Annotated in this window: 9 protein-coding genes; 7 read left to right on the forward strand and 2 right to left on the reverse strand. The window is 65.7% G+C overall.

What is annotated here, in order from left to right; genetic code table 11:
- The first annotated feature begins 60 nt into the window (after positions 1 to 60).
- The 7 genes from AB6M95_RS06655 to thiE all read left to right on the forward strand — a co-directional run bounded on the left by AB6M95_RS06655 (position 61) and on the right by thiE (position 10988).
- On the forward strand, positions 61 to 2133 hold the full coding sequence (locus AB6M95_RS06655; protein WP_371385957.1) for a bacteriohemerythrin: 2073 nt from the start codon (positions 61 to 63) through the stop codon (positions 2131 to 2133).
- Between the two features lie 367 nt (positions 2134 to 2500).
- Entirely contained in the window at positions 2501 to 3547 is a 1047-nt protein-coding gene (locus AB6M95_RS06660; RefSeq protein ID WP_371385958.1) for a hypothetical protein, read from the forward strand.
- Between the two features lie 91 nt (positions 3548 to 3638).
- The gene (locus AB6M95_RS06665; protein WP_371385959.1) at positions 3639 to 5021 is read left to right on the forward strand and encodes a rhodanese-like domain-containing protein; all 1383 of its coding nucleotides are present in this window, start codon (positions 3639 to 3641) and stop codon (positions 5019 to 5021) included.
- A gap of 379 nt (positions 5022 to 5400) precedes the next feature.
- Positions 5401 to 8907, forward strand: a complete 3507-nt coding sequence (gene nifJ, locus AB6M95_RS06670; RefSeq protein WP_371385960.1) for a pyruvate:ferredoxin (flavodoxin) oxidoreductase — start codon at positions 5401 to 5403, stop codon at positions 8905 to 8907.
- Positions 8908 to 9238: 331 nt separating this feature from the next.
- Positions 9239 to 9541, forward strand: a complete 303-nt coding sequence (locus tag AB6M95_RS06675) for an MTH1187 family thiamine-binding protein (RefSeq protein WP_371385961.1) — start codon at positions 9239 to 9241, stop codon at positions 9539 to 9541.
- Positions 9538 to 10353, forward strand: a complete 816-nt coding sequence (gene thiM / locus AB6M95_RS06680) for a hydroxyethylthiazole kinase (RefSeq protein WP_371385962.1) — start codon at positions 9538 to 9540, stop codon at positions 10351 to 10353. The genes AB6M95_RS06675 and thiM overlap by 4 nt, the downstream gene beginning before the upstream one ends.
- Complete coding sequence (thiE, locus tag AB6M95_RS06685; protein WP_371385963.1) at positions 10350 to 10988, forward strand: thiamine phosphate synthase; 639 nt, start codon at positions 10350 to 10352, stop codon at positions 10986 to 10988. Before thiM ends, thiE begins: the two co-directional genes overlap by 4 nt.
- A 66-nt stretch (positions 10989 to 11054) precedes the next feature.
- Here the strand turns inward: thiE and AB6M95_RS06690 are convergent, their stop codons facing one another.
- A complete protein-coding gene (locus tag AB6M95_RS06690) occupies positions 11055 to 14228 on the reverse strand; it encodes an efflux RND transporter permease subunit (protein ID WP_371385964.1) in 3174 nt (1057 codons plus the stop codon).
- Positions 14221 to 15459, reverse strand: coding sequence for an efflux RND transporter periplasmic adaptor subunit (locus AB6M95_RS06695; protein ID WP_371385965.1), 1239 nt, complete (start codon positions 15457 to 15459; stop codon positions 14221 to 14223). The genes AB6M95_RS06690 and AB6M95_RS06695 overlap by 8 nt, the downstream gene beginning before the upstream one ends.
- Positions 15460 to 15461: the final 2 nt, after the last annotated feature.

Raw genomic sequence — 15461 nt, forward strand, 5'->3', positions numbered from 1 at the left:
TAAATCCATGATCAGGCAGGCAACCGGCATTTCGCCGGCCGTTTGCCACAGGAGGAAAGGATGAGTCTACGAGTCAAGCTGTATTCGGCCATCGGGCTGCTCCTGGCCGTTGGCCTGGCCATGTTCGTGGCCACCGTGGTCATCACCTCGGCCCAGAATCACGACGGGCTGGTCATCAACCTGGCGGGCCGCCAGCGCATGCTCAGCCAGAAGATGGCCAAGGAGGCCCTGCTCTATCTCGAAGAGCGGCGCGCGGGCCGGGACGGCGCTGAGATCGGCAAACAGGTGAAGGCCACCTCCCGCCTGTTCCGGGAGACCCTGGCCGCCCTGGCCGACTCGGGCCCGGCCCCGGTCACCGCCGACCCGGACGGCGAGAAGCGGGACCTGCCCTCCCCGTCCGAAGCCGTCAGGACCCAGCTGCTCAAGGTGCAGGCGCTGTGGGAACCATACAGCGCCGCCATTGACGCCATACTGGAGCACCAGACTCTGGGCGGCGACTTCAACAAGCAGAGCCTGGCCGTGCTGGTCAACATGAACCAGGCCGTGACCATGATGCAGGCGGAGTCGGAAAGCCGCGTAAACGTCCTGCTCCTGTCGCAGGTCATCGGCATCGCCATCATGCTCCTGACCACGCTGATCAGCTTCCTGGCCATCCAGCGCAAGCTCGTCCGGCCGCTGCACACCTTCAGTTCGGCCATGGACATCATCTGCAAGGGCGACCTGACCCAGGTCTGCGTCAACGACCAGAATGACGAGATCGGGCTGGTGGCCCGCGCCCTGACCTCCATGGAGGAACGGCTCAAGGACGTGGTCAGCCAGGCCAAGGACTCCACCGTGACCATGGCCGAACGAAGTGCCGGGCTGAACGATATGGCCGCCACCCTGGCCCAGAACGCCACGCGCCAGGCCGGTTCGGTCAGCGAGATCGCCTCCCTGATGGAGGGGATGCGCACCAACATCGCCACCACGGCCAGCAATTCCATGGAGACCCACCATCTGGCCATGAAGGCGGCCACGGACGCCCGGCAGAGCGGGGAATCCGTGGGCACGGCCCTGGAGGCCATCACGACCATCGCGGGCAAGATCACGGTCATCGAGGAAATCGCCCGGCAGACCAACCTCCTGGCCCTGAACGCGGCCATCGAAGCGGCCCGGGCCGGGGAGCACGGCAAGGGGTTCGCCGTGGTCGCCTCCGAGGTGCGCAAGCTGGCCGAGCGGTCCGGCCAGGCGGCCAAGGAGATCGGCGAGCTCTCCGCCGACACCGTGGACATCTCCAACCAGGCGGGCGACCTGCTCAAGCTGCTGGTGCCCGACATCGAAAAGACCGCCGCCATGATCGAGGAGATCAACGCCTCCAGCTCCGAGCAGCACCGCGACACCGAGATGGTCGGCAAGGCCGTCCGGGACCTGGATTCAGGCATCCAGGACACCGCGCGGATGGCCCGCCAACTGTCCGAGACCACCGAGGAGCTGTCCGGCGAAGCGTCCGGCCTCCGCCAGGAGCTGCTGTTCTTCAGGACCGAGGGCGACAAAGAATGCCCGGCGCCGCCCCGGGTGTTCAAGCCGCGCAGGGAGCCCCTGCCCCCGGCCGAACCGGCCTACAGGCCCGCCGGGGAGGCCCCCCGGGCGGTCAAGGGACCCGCGCCCAAACCCGCCGTGGCGGCCGCCCTCAAACCGGCCCGGCCGCTGCGCGGAGCCCCCGTGGAACTCGACGAGACCCCGCCGCTCATTGTCTGGGACGATTCCATCGCCACCGGCATCGAACTCATTGATGAACAGCACCAGGAACTGATCGGCCTGATCAACCGCCTCAACAGCGCCATGCAGCAGGGCAAGGGCAAGGCCGTGCTCGGCGAAATACTGGACGAACTGGGCCACTATGCCGTCTTCCATTTCGAACAGGAGGAGACCCTGTTCGACAAGTACGGCTACCCCGAGACCGATCAGCACAAGGCCGTGCACCGGAAGCTGCTGAGCGACACCACGGCGTTCATCGAACAATTCAAGGCGGGACAGACCGGCATGAGCCGCGACCTGTTCTTCTTCCTCAAGGACTGGCTGACCAACCACATCAAGGGCGTGGACCACCGCTACGTCCCCTTCCTCAAGGAAGCCATGGAGAACGACACCTAGCCCATCCTTGGCCGAAGGCTCCGGGCCGCCCATGGTGGTCCGGAGCCGACGGCCTTCTTCCATCATGCCGTCGCCTTATCCAAAACTATACTCTTAAAGATCAAGAGGTTGCCAGAGATCGCAACCTGTCGCGCCGTGACGTCCGCAGCGAGGAAGGGGCAGGCCGTCCCCTCATGGCTCCGGCCCGGACCGTCTGAAGGTCGGGCCGCCGGGCCCAAAGAGGCATTGCCCAAAACGGGCGCTCGGGGTAGCCTTGGGCTCGACGGGGCGGGTTCCCGTCGAAACGGCATCGGCCCGCGCCGACAAGGACATCGAGTACGCCTTACCCACGAAGGCCAACCAACACCCCCTGCCGGGAGGCATGGTCATGAAACAGAACCGGACCGCCCTCATACTCATCGCCTGCGCCGTACTGCTCGCCGTCGGCGCCTTTTTCATCCTGAACCGGAACAATGAAGAACCCTCCGCCGTGCGGCAGGAGGTCGCCGAACCCGCGACCGAGCCCGCCAAGGCCCCCGACTGGGTGGACAAGGGCCAGGAGGCCAAGCCCGACTATTCGGCCTCCACGGCCAAGCCCGAGACGGTCACGCCGCCGCCCGCCGCCGAACCCGAGAAGCCCCAGGAGCCCAAGACCATCGAGGTCTCCGAGGACAAGGTGGTCACCTTCACCTTCGTGGAATCCCTGGCCGACTTCCTGCTGCATCGCTTCCAGCCGCGCGGCCCCAACGGCAAGCCCGACTCCCTGGCCACGGCCGTGGCCCTGAACCGCTACTACGGCCGCGAGCTGGACGGCTTCGCCGTATCCGGCAACGACATCAATGGCTCGCGCAAGGCGGTCTACGACTACGCCTTCACGCCGACCATGCTCAAGACCCTGTACGATATCTACGCCCCGGCCTTCATGGTCCACCTGGTGGACACCGCGGCCAACACCGAGCGCGAATACGTGGTCGGCAAGACCACCGAGAACCGGACCCTGACCACCGACGAGATCAAGGTCATGCTCCGGCTCAACGCCCGCCGCATTGAGGGCACCGCCGAGGTCTTCCACGCCTTTGCCGACGATCCGTCCATCGTCGAGATGGCGGGCAAGTACCGCCGCGCGGCCAAGGCCGTGGAACGGGCCAACGGCCAGCTCCAGGCCGCCATGGCCGACGGCAAGGCCACGGGCGAGGCCAGCGACCGACTCAAGCAGGCCATCCTGTTCCGCGAGCGGACCCGGGCCGAGATCGTCACCCACCTCAGGCAGGTCTGCCAGTCGTGCCCCGAGTCCGAGCTCTTCTATCTCTCCCAGTGGGCCTACCGCCGCACGCTGGGCCAACCCGAGGAGAAGCTGAAGGCGTTCGGCACCGCCGCCGACCTGATGGACGACCTGGCCGGACGCTTCCGGGCCAAGGCCGAGGAGCTCAAGTAGGAGTACCCGAATACTTGATCACATGTTGCATTGAACATTCTTTGTGCTTATCCTTGCCGTAGCAAGAAGAGAATTCACCAAGGAGCTCTCAATGTACTTCAAACAGATCACCACCCCCGGACTTGGTTGCTTTTCCTACGTCATCGGCTGCCCCGCCGCCGGTGAGATGGTTGTTGTGGACCCCAAGCGGGACGTGCAGGACTACCTGGACATCTCCCGCGAGGAAGGCATGAGGATAGTCCACGTCATCGATACCCACGTGCACGCGGACCACGTGTCCGGCGCGCAGGAACTGAAGTCGCAGACCGGCTGCGACATCATGGTCTACGAAACCTCCCCGGTGGACTACGAATTCACCCCCCTGGTGGAAGGCCAGCAGTTGACCGTGGGCAACGCCAAACTCGAGGTGCTTTTCACCCCCGGCCACACCCCGGACGCCCTGTCCCTGCTGGTCACGGACACCACGCGCGGCGACGAGCCGTGGATGCTGCTGACCGGCGACGTGCTGTTCGTGGGCGACATCGGGCGGCCCGACCTGGTGGGCGGGGCCAGGCTCTACGAGCAGGTCGAGAACCTCTGGAACTCCCTGTACGTCAAGTTCGCCCAGTTCCCGGACAGCCTGGAGGTCTTCCCGGCCCACGGAGCGGGGTCCCTGTGCGGGCGCGGCATGTCCTCCAAACCGAGCTCCACCCTGGGCTTCGAACGCCGCCACAATCCCATGCTCGGCTTCGACAAATTCGAGGACTTCCACTTGGCCATGAGCCAGAACTTCCCGGCCCGGCCCAAGTCCTTCACCCACATCATCTCCACCAACGCCTCGGGCGCGCCCCTGCTCGAACGCTGCCCCCTGGACCTGGCCATGAACCCGTACAAGTTCGAGGAGAAGATGCAGGACGGCGCGGTGGTCATCGACGTGCGCGACGCGGCGGCCTACGCCGGGTACCACATCCCCGGCTCCCTGAACATCGGCTTCGAGCCGAGCCTGGCCAACTGGGTGGGCATGACCGTGGAGCCGGACGCGGACATCCTCCTGGTGGTGGACACCCGCGACGACTACGAGCGCATGCGCGTGGAACTGCACCGCATCGGCTACGACAACATCCTGGGCTACCTGTCCGGCGGCATCCAGGCCTGGGTCTACAGCGGCCGCGCGGTGGATTCCCTGGCCATCGACTCGGCCCAGGTCCTGCAAAACGTCCAGGAGCAAGGCAAGGCGATCAGCCTGATCGACGTGCGCACCCCGGTCGAGTGGGAGAACGGCCACATCCCCGGCGCAAGGCATATCCCGCTCGTGGATATTCTGGACGGCAAGTTCGATCTCGACGAGGACACCCACCACCTGCTTTACTGCGCGGCGGGTTATCGCGCCAACATCGCCGCCTCCTACCTGCAGAAGCACGGCTACTGGGACGTCCGCAGCCTGGCCGGCGGCTACATCGCCTGGAGCCGCGCCGGATTCAAAACCGAAAAATAATGCCGAAAAAGAGGAAAAAGGCCCCGAAACACCGGGGCCTTTTTTTCGGCCGTCTCCCGCTGTGACACGCGCCCGGGTATGCGATTGCCAAAGCACCCGATCGAGCGCCATGAAACCCCACCGGCCAACGCTATGAATTCTATCATAAAACCGGCATCCGTCCTGCGGCGGCCCCGAATATTCGGTAAATGGCGTCGATTGCTCGGGGAACGGAGGGCAAAGGACTTGACCCCGGCTTCATAAATCGCGAAACAACTATGATGGAGCGTGAATATTCATGCATGATCCGGTCCGCATGGACCGCACGGGAATCGAGCGTCGAGACCCGCAATATGTCCCCAGGCAGATACAGGTCAAATCAAAACACTTGGAGAAGCAAATGCCCAAGAAGACCATGAAAACAATGGACGGCAATACCGCTGCCGCGCACGTGGCCTACGCCATGAGCGAGACGGCCGCCATCTACCCCATCACCCCGTCCACGCCCATGGGCGAGATCGCCGATGAATGGGCGGCCCATGGACGGAAAAACATTTTCGGCCAGACCGTGCAGATCCGCCAGATGCAGTCCGAAGCGGGCGCGGCGGGCGCGGTACACGGCTCCCTGGCCGGGGGCGCGCTGACCACCACCTTCACCGCCTCCCAGGGGCTGCTCCTGATGATCCCGAACATGTACAAGATTTCCGGCGAACTGCTGCCCGGCGTCTTCCACGTGTCCGCCCGCGCCATCGCGGCCCACGCCCTGTCCATCTTCGGCGACCACCAGGACGTCATGGCCACCCGCCAGACCGGCTTCGCCATGCTCTTCTCCAACTCCGTCCAGGAGGTCATGGACCTCTCCCTGGTGGCCCACCTGTCCGCCGTGGAGGCGTCCGTCCCGTTCCTCTCCGTGTTCGACGGCTTCCGCACCTCCCACGAGATCCAGAAGATCGCGGTCATCGACTACGAGGACATGTTGCCCCTGCTGAACATGGACAAGGTCGCCGCGTTCCGCAAACGGGCCATGAACCCCGAGCACCCGGACGTTCGCGGCACGGCCCAGAACCCGGACATCTACTTCCAGGGCCGCGAGGCGACCAACACCTATTACGACGCCATCCCCGACATCGTCACCAACGCCATGAAGCAGGTCGGCAAGATCACCGGCCGCCGCTACAAGCTGTTCGACTACGTGGGCCATCCCAAGGCGGACCGCATCATCATCGCCATGGGCTCCGGCTGCGAGACCATCGAGGAGACCGTCAACTACCTCAACGCGCAGGGCAAGAAGGTCGGCCTGGTCAAGGTCCGGCTGTACCGGCCCTTCTCGGTCAAGCACCTGCTCGCCGCCATCCCCAAGACCGTCAAGAAGATCGCGGTCCTGGACCGCACCAAGGAACCCGGTTCCCTGGGCGATCCCCTGTACCTCGACATCTGCGCCGCCTACGCGGGCAAGCGCAACGCCCCGGTCATCGTGGGCGGCCGCTACGGGCTGGGCTCCAAGGACTTCACCCCGGCCCAGGTCGAGTCGGTCTACAACTCCCTGAACCGGCCGAGGAACGGCTTCACGGTCGGCATCACCGACGATGTGACCATGACCTCGCTGTTCGACTGCGACTGCGTGGACACCACCCCCGAAGGCACGGTCCAGTGCAAGTTCTGGGGCCTGGGCTCCGACGGCACCGTGGGCGCGAACAAGCAGGCCATCAAGATCATCGGCGACAACACGAACCTCTACGCCCAGGGCTATTTCGCCTACGACTCCAAGAAGTCGGGCGGCATCACCATCTCCCATCTGCGCTTCGGAAAGAAGCCCATCCAGTCCACCTACCTGGTCCAGAACGCGGACTACATCGCCTGCCACAACCCGAGCTACGTGAACCTCTATGACGTGCTCGAAGGCATCAAGGACGGCGGCACCTTCGTGCTCAACTGTCCCTGGACCGCCGAGGAGATGGACAAGAAACTGCCCGCCGCCATGCGCCGGACCATCGCCGAAAAGGGCCTGAAGTTCTACACCGTGGACGCGGTCAAAATCGCGGGCGAGGCGGGCCTCGGCGGACGCATCAACATGGTCATGCAGACCGCCTTCTTCAAGCTGGCCGACGTCATCCCCTTCAAGAAGGCCGTGGCCCTGCTCAAGGACGGCATCGACAAGGCCTACGGAAAGAAGGGCCAGAAGATCGTGGACATGAACTGCGCCGCCGTGGACGCGGCCGCCGACGCCATCGTCGAGATTCCGGTGCCCGACGCCTGGAAGACCCTCAAGGACGACAAGGCCCCCAACCGCCGCGAGCCGGACTACGTCAAGAACGTCATGCGCCCGGTCCTGGCCCAGAAGGGCGATTCCCTGCCCGTGTCGGTCTTCTCCCACGACGGCACCATGCCTTCGGCCACCTCCAAATACGAGAAGCGCGGCGTGGCCATCCTGGTGCCCGAGTGGATCAAGGAAAACTGCATCCAGTGCAACCAGTGCGCCTTTGTCTGCCCGCACTCCGCCCTGCGCGCCGTGCTGGCCACCGACGAGGAGATGAAGAAGGCCCCGGCCACCTATGAGACCATCGACGCGGTGGGCAAGGACATCAAGGGCATGCACTTCCGCCTCCAGGTCAACTCCCTGGACTGCCTGGGCTGCGGCAACTGCGCCGACATCTGCCCGGCCAAGGAAAAGGCCCTGGTCATGAAGCCCATAGCCACCCAGACCGAGGTCCAGGTGCCCAACTTCGACTTCTCGGACACCGTCTCCTACAAGGACGTCTTTGGCCGCGACACGGTCAAGGGCTCCCAGTTCCGCAAGTCGCTGATGGAGTTCTCCGGGGCCTGCGCGGGCTGCGGCGAGACCCCGTACGTCAAGGTCATCACCCAGCTCTTCGGTGAGCGCATGGTCATCGCCAACGCCACCGGCTGTTCGTCCATCTGGGGCGCTTCCGCCCCCACCGCTCCGTACTGCGTCAATCCCGACGGCCACGGCCCGGCCTGGGGCAACTCCCTGTTCGAGGACGCGGCCGAGTTCGGCTACGGCATCGAGATGGCCACGGACCAGCGCCGCACCCACCTGGCCGCGCTCTGCAAGGAGGCCGCCAAGGCCGAGACAGGCGCGCTCAAGACCAAGCTGAACAAGTGGGCCAAGGTCATGGACGACCCCGAGGAATCCAAGGCCGCCGGCGAGGCCCTCAAAAAGGCCCTCAAGGGCACGCGCAAAAAGGCCCTCAAGGAAATCCTGGACATGTCCGACCTGTTCACCAAGCAGTCCATCTGGGTGTTCGGCGGCGACGGCTGGGCCTACGACATCGGCTACGGCGGCCTGGACCACGTGCTGGCTTCCGGCAAGGACATCAACGTCCTGGTCCTCGACACCGAAGTGTACTCCAACACCGGCGGCCAGTCCTCCAAGGCCACCCCGCTCGGCTCCATCGCCAAGTTCGCGGCGGCCGGCAAGACGACCAACAAGAAGGACCTGGGACGCATGGCCATGACCTACGGCTACGTCTACGTGGCCTCCGTGTCCATGGGCGCCAACAAGCAGCAGTTCCTCAAGGCCGTCAAGGAGGCTGAGGCCTACCCCGGCCCGTCCCTGATCATCGCCTACGCCCCGTGCATCAACCAGGGCATCAAGAAGGGCATGGGCAAGACCCAGATGGAACAGAAGCTGGCCGTGGATTCCGGCTACTGGCCGCTCTACCGCTACAACCCGCAGCTGGCCGACGAGGGCAAGAACCCGTTCATCCTGGAATCCAAGGCGCCCGACGGCACCCTCCAGGAGTTCCTGTCCGGCGAAAACCGCTACGCCATGCTGGAGCGGTTCTACCCCGAGTTCTCCAAGGAATACCGGGCAGAGATCGAAGCCAGCTACAACAAGCGCTACGAGACCCTCAAGCACATGGCAGGCGAAGACTGCAAGGAATAGCCGACCCGCGTTCATCGCAATCAATAAAAAGGCCGGAGCGAACGCTCCGGCCTTTTTTTGCCTCCGGGCCTCCAAGCCGTTGGCGAGTCTTCGAATCTTACGGATGAGGATAGCAGCGATCCCCCTTCTCCAGGACCCTATACCCCTTTACTTCCTAAACTTTTTGAGGCCGCATTCGCGGGATGCGGACGCGATAATCAGGGCTTCGTGATCATGGAATGGGAAATTACCGGGCTTCGGGCATTGACGTTATGCATGAATGGGTCAATCCTGGCCCTGTCGGCCGCCCCAGAGCGGCCTTTATTGAACGCATCAACAAGGAAGTAATGTCATGAGCTGTGTAGCCACCTTCAGCCTGTTTCCCTTGGAGCGGCCCGACCAGGGCTCCTTCGCTCCCTATGTGGCCCGGACCATCGAGATCGTCCGGGAATCCGGGCTGCCCTATGAACTCGGGGCCATGGGCACCGTGCTCGAAGGCGAATTCGACGAGATCGTGCGGACCATCAAGCAGTGCCACGACGACATGCGCAAGGAATGCGGCCGGGTCTACCTGAACCTGACCGTGGACTCCAGGGAAGGCGGGGCCGGGCGCATGCGCGGCAAGGTGGACAGCGTCGGGGAGCTGCTGAAATGAGCGCTCCCGAGACATTGATCCGCAAGGTCTGGAAGGACATCCAGGCGGTCCGCAAGCAGGCGCCGCTGATCGTCAACATCACCAACTACGTGGTCACCAACAACACGGCCAACTCCCTGCTCGCCCTGGGAGCCTCCCCGGCCATGAACCACGTGGCCGAGGACCTGCCCGGCCTGGTGGACCTGGCCGGGGCCCTGGTGGTCAACATCGGCACCCTGGCCGACGATTACGTGGTCGGCATGCACGTGGCCATGGCCCAGGCCAATGACATGAACATGCCCATCGTGCTCGACCCCGTGGCCGCCGGAGTGAACCGGCTGCGCACGGACACCTGCCTGGAATTTCTCGAGAAGTACCACCCGGACATCGTCCGGGGGAACGCCTCGGAAATCATGGCCCTGGCCGGTGAGGACGGCCGTCCCAAGGGCGTGGACACCTCCATGGGCGTGGACGAGGCCGAGGACGCGGCCAAGGACCTGAACGAGCGCTACGGCTGCGTGGTCCTGGTCAGCGGCGAGACCGACCTGGTGATCGGCGAAGGCCGCGAAATGCGCCTGGCCGGAGGATCGGCCATGATGCCGCGCGTGACCGGGCTCGGCTGCACCTGCTCCGCCCTGGCCGGGGCGTTCGCCGCGGTCCAGCACGACTATTTCCAGGCCGCCGTGGACACCGCCGCAGTCATGAACATGGCCGGGGAACAGGCCGCCGAGGTCTCGCCCGGCCCCGGCAGCCTCCAGATGCACCTCCACGACGCCCTCTATCTCCTGGACGAAGCCACAGTGCGGGCGCGGCTCAAGGTGGTGAGATCATGAGACCGCAGGATCTGCTCGTCTATCTCGTGACCGACCGCAGCCTCTGTATGGGCCGGTCCCTGGAAAAGGTCGTGGCCCAGGCCGCCGAGGGCGGCTGCACCATGGTCCAGCTGCGCGAGAAGGAGGCAGACACCGGCGAGTTCGTGGAGCTCGCCCGAGCCCTGCACAGGCTGCTCAAGCCCCTGTCCATCCCCCTGCTCATCAACGACCGCGTGGACGTGGCCCTGGCCGCCGGGGTCGAGGGCGTGCACGTGGGCCAGTCGGACATGCTCCCCGAGGACGTCCGCCGGATCATGGGTCCGGACGCCATTCTCGGCCTGTCCGTGGAGACAGAGGCCGAACTCCTGGACGCCCAGAACCGTCCGGTGGACTACATCGGCATCGGTCCGGTCTACCCGACCCGGACCAAGAAGGACGTCCATGGCTCGCCGTGGGGGCCGGACGGACTCCGGCGCGCCATGGGGCTGTCCTCCATACCGCTGGTGGCCATAGGCGGCGTGCAGCGCGACAACGTCCGGGCCGTGGCCGGTTCGGGCGTGTCCGGCGTCGCCGTGGTCTCGGCCATCTGCTCCGCGCCCTCGCCCGCCGAGGCCGCGCGGGAACTGGTCTACGCCATGAAGGAAGGGGCGCGGTAGGACCGCCCCCCTTCACTTGCACCCCGCATATCGGGGTGTATGCGCGGCCTCCCTCGGGGGGCCGCGTCATTCTTGTTCGGCCAGCTCCCTCGGTGCCTCACGGGTCGCCGACGGCGGCCGCCTGAAGGCCAGGATATGCAGCTTGCGCTGGATGTCCTCCAGGATCATGTACAGGGACGGGACCAGGATCAGAGTGATCAGGGTGGCGAACAGGATGCCGAAGCCAAGCGACAGGGCCATGGGGATGAGGAACCGGGCCTGCCGGGAGGTCTCCAGGATCATCGGGGCCAGGCCGCTGAAGGTGGTCAGGGTGGTCAGCAGGATGGGCCGGAACCGGGCCGTGCCCGCGTCGAGCACCGCGTCGTGGGCGCACTTGCCCGCCCTCGCAAACTCGTTGGCGCAGTCGATGAGCACCAGCGAGTCGTTAACCACCACCCCGGACAGCGCCACGATGCCGAGCAGGCTCATCAGGCTGATGGAGTAGCCGAAGGCCATGTGCCCGAGGATCGCGCCCACCGCGCCGAACGGGATGCTGACCATGATGATCAGCGGCTGGACGTAGCTCTTGAATGGGATGGCCAGCAGGGCGTACACGGCGAGCATGGCCAGGAGCAGGCCCTTGAACAGGGTGTTGGTGGACTCGGTCATGTCGGCCTGCTTGCCCTGCATGCGGCAGGACAGCCCCGGATACTCGGCCTTGAGCCTGGGGATGACCTCGGCCAGGACCGACTGCATGACCTGGGTGGCCTGGTCCTGCGGTTCCACGTCCGCCGTGACCGAAAGCACCCGGCGGCCTTCCGTGCGGTTGATGGAGGTGTAGGCGCTGCCCCGCTTCACGTCGACCACGTCGCGCAGCAGCACTTCCTTGCCACCGGGCGTCTTGAGCATCAGCTCTTCCAGATCGTACTCGGACACCCGCTCGCTCTCGGGACGGCGGACCACCACCTTGACCTCGTTGCGGCCGCGCTGCTGGCGCAGGACCTCCTTGCCGTAATAGGCGGCGCGCACCTGGCTGGCCACGTCCTGGGCGGTCAGGCCCAGGGCCCGGCCCGCCGGGTTCATGGTGAAGTCGAGCTGGTCCTTGCCGGGCGAAAACCCGTCGTCCACGTCCTTGACCCTTGGGTACTGCTCCAGGGTGCTGGCCAATTCGCGGGCCGCCCGCTCCAGAACCGTGGTGTCCGAATGGCTGAGCTCGAACTCCAGGGCGTCGCCCGCGCCGGGCCCGCCCTTGTCCGAGGCGAAGGACAGGAGCTCCAGGCCGACGATGTCGCCCACCTCCTTGCGCCACTTGTCCACGTACTCCTGAGTGGAGACGGGACGGATGTCCGCCGCGGACAGGTAGACCTTGATCTTGAGCACGTGCGGGCCGGAGATATCCCTTCCCGCCCCGCCGATCTTGGCGTCCATGCCGACGACCAGCCTGTCGCCGCCGTTCTCGGCGGCCACCTTGCGGGCGGCGGCCAGGAGCCGGTCACGCACCGCCTCGGTCTTTTCCACAGGCGAACCGTAGGGCAGCTCGGCCGTGGCGTAGGCATAATCGGACTCCACCTTGGGCATGAGGGTGAAGCCGAGCCTGCCGCTCATGACGAACGCCGTGCACAGGAGCAGCAGGGCCACGCCCAAGGCCACGGTGACGTAGCGCCAGTGCAGGCACCAATCCAGGAAGGGGCGGTAGACGTTGCGGATGAAGCGCAACAGCCCGCTTGCCACCTTCTCCTGGTATCCGGTCACCCAGGCCATGATCCGGCTCCTCTCGCCGCCCAGATGGGACAGGTGCGCGGGCAGGACGAACAGGGACTCGATGAGCGAGATGGCGAAGACCGCGATGACCACCACCGGGATGGACCAGAATATCTTGCCCATGACGCCGGGAATGAACAGCAGCGGCACGAAGGCCGCGATGTTGGTCAGCACGCTGAAGACCACGGGCATGCCGATGCGCCTGGCCCCGGCAATGGCCGCCTGGAGCGGCGGCATGCCCTCCTGCCGCATGGTGAACACGTTCTCGCCGACCACGATGGCGTCGTCGACCACGATGCCCAGCGCGATGAGGAAGGCGAACATGGTGATCATGTTGATGCTCACCCCCAGCAGGGAGAGGATCAGGAAGCTGCCCAGAAACGAGGTCGGGATGCCCATGGCCACCCAGAAGGCGAGCCTCGGCTCCAGGAACAGGGCCAGGAAGCCGAAGACCAGGGCCAGTCCCAGGTAGCCGTTGCCGAGCAGCAGGTCCATGCGCTGGGCGTAGGCCTCGGACATGTCGTTGAGAATGTCCACGGACACGCCCGAGGGGAGGCGCGCCTTGAACGTTTCAAGGGCGTCCTTGACCGCGTCCGACACGGAGATGGGCGTCTGGTCGCCCACGCGGTACACGTCCACGCGCACGGCGCGCTTGCCGTTGTAGGTGGTCACGATGTCGTCGTCCTCGAACCCGTCGATGACCTTGCCGAGGTCCTCCACGCGCACCTGGGTGCCGTCGTTGCCGGTGACCACCGGGATGCGGGCGAAATCGCGGCCGTAGTCGCGGCGGTCCTTCATGCGCACCAGGACCTCGCCGGACCGGGCCTTGATGGCCCCGCCGGGCAGGTCCACCGAGGCCTCGCCCACGCGCTCGGCCACCTCGCCCAGCGACAGGTTGTGGGCCCGCAGGCGGCTCTGCGGCACCTCAATGGATATCTGCAGGTCGCTGACCTCGGCCAGTTCGGCCTGGGTGACGCCCTGGTGGCTGATCAACTCCTCGCGCAGCTGTTCGGCCAGCTCGCGCAGGGTGGTGTCGGGCTGGTCGCCCGAGATCATGACCGACAGGACCTGGCGCTGGTGGGAGACCTCGGAGATGACCGGGTCCTCGGCCTCCTCCGGGAAGGAGGTGATGCGGTCCACCTCGGTCTTGATGTCCTGGGTGAGCTTCTGCAGGTCCGCCCCTTCCAGGGCCTCTACCACCACGCTACCGGTGCCCTCCGAGGACGTGGAGGTGACCTCCTTCACGCCGTCGAGGCCCTGCACGGCCTGCTCGATGGCCAGGACGCACCCCTGCTCCACCTCCGAGGGGCTGGCCCCAGGATAGGAGATGGCGATGGATACCGTATCCAGGGAGAACTCGGGGAAGACCTCCTGTTTGATCTGCAGGGCGAAGATGAGCCCGCCCACCAGAAAGACGACCATGAGCAGGTTGGCGGCCACGGAATTGCCCGCCATCCAGGCGATGGGGCCCTTGCCGTTTTCCTGCGACGCGTTAGCCATTGTCGGCCTCCCCGGCGGCCAGTTGCCCGGCCGTTTCGCTCTCGTCGTCCACGGCCTTGAGGAGCATGCCCTGGACCGGGGCGGCCAGGTCGGTCATGACGATCCTCTCGCCCGGCGCGAGCCCTTCCCTGATGACGATGTTCTCCTCGTCCTTCCAGACCGGGTCGATGGTCCGGATGTCCAGGGCGCCGTTGTCGGCCAGCACCCAGACCTGGCTGTTGTCGCGGAAGGCGGCCCTGGGAACGGCGAACACGCCCTTGAGCTCGTCGCCCTCGATCTTGACCGAGACGTAGCTGCCGAGCAGCAGCGGCTTCACGCCCGGCCGGCCCTCGATGTTGAGCGGGTCCCTGACCGCGATGAGCACCCTGGCCATGCGTCCCTCGTCCTCGAGGGACGGCAGCAGCCGGACAACCCGGCCTTCGCGCACGCTCTCGCCCGCCCCGCCGCCGGATATGATCGTGGCTTTCGATCCCTCGGGCCGGTTCGCTGACGGCAGGTTGATCCAACCCAGCCGGTCCACGGGCACCGAGGCTTGGATCCAGAATTCATCGGTGCCCACCAGGGTCGCCAGGCTCCCCTGCACGGCCACGGCCGCGCCCAGGTCCGTGTCTTTGGACTCGATCATGGCCGGGAACGGCGCGATGACCCGGGTGCGCGACAGGTCGATGCGGGCCTGTTCGAGCTTGGCCCTGGCCGCGCGCAGGTCCGCATTGGCCTTGGCCAGGTGCGGCTTGCGCAGGGCCAGGTCCGCCTCGGCCTCGGTGTACTGTCCGGCCTCCTGCAACAGGGCCCACTCGCGGGCCGAGACCTTCTGGTATCCCTGCTCGACCTTGAGGGCGTACTCGGCCTCGGTGACTTCGGCCTCGACCTCACGCAGGGCCAGTTCATAGTCCTTGGCGTCGATGTTCAGGATGTCCTCGCCCGCCTCGAAGAACCCGCCGGGCACGAAGTTGTCGCTGACCTTGACGACCTTGCCGGAGACCTGGGACTGGAGGTCGATTTCGCGGGCCGCCGTGACCGTGCCCATGACGTCCACCAGCACGCGGTGGTCGGTCCGTGCCATCGGCCTGGTCTTCACGCTCTGGCGGATGACCTGGGACGGCCGCATCTTGGCCTTGGGCGCGGAGACCAGGGTGAAGTACGACCCCGCACCGGCCGCGACGACGATGGCCAGAGGGACGAGCGCCTTGAGGCTGAATATGGCGCGCATTTTGTTAAAGTAAAGGTTCATGG

This window comes from Pseudodesulfovibrio karagichevae, assembly GCF_041414475.1.
Lineage (GTDB): Bacteria > Desulfobacterota > Desulfovibrionia > Desulfovibrionales > Desulfovibrionaceae > Pseudodesulfovibrio > Pseudodesulfovibrio karagichevae.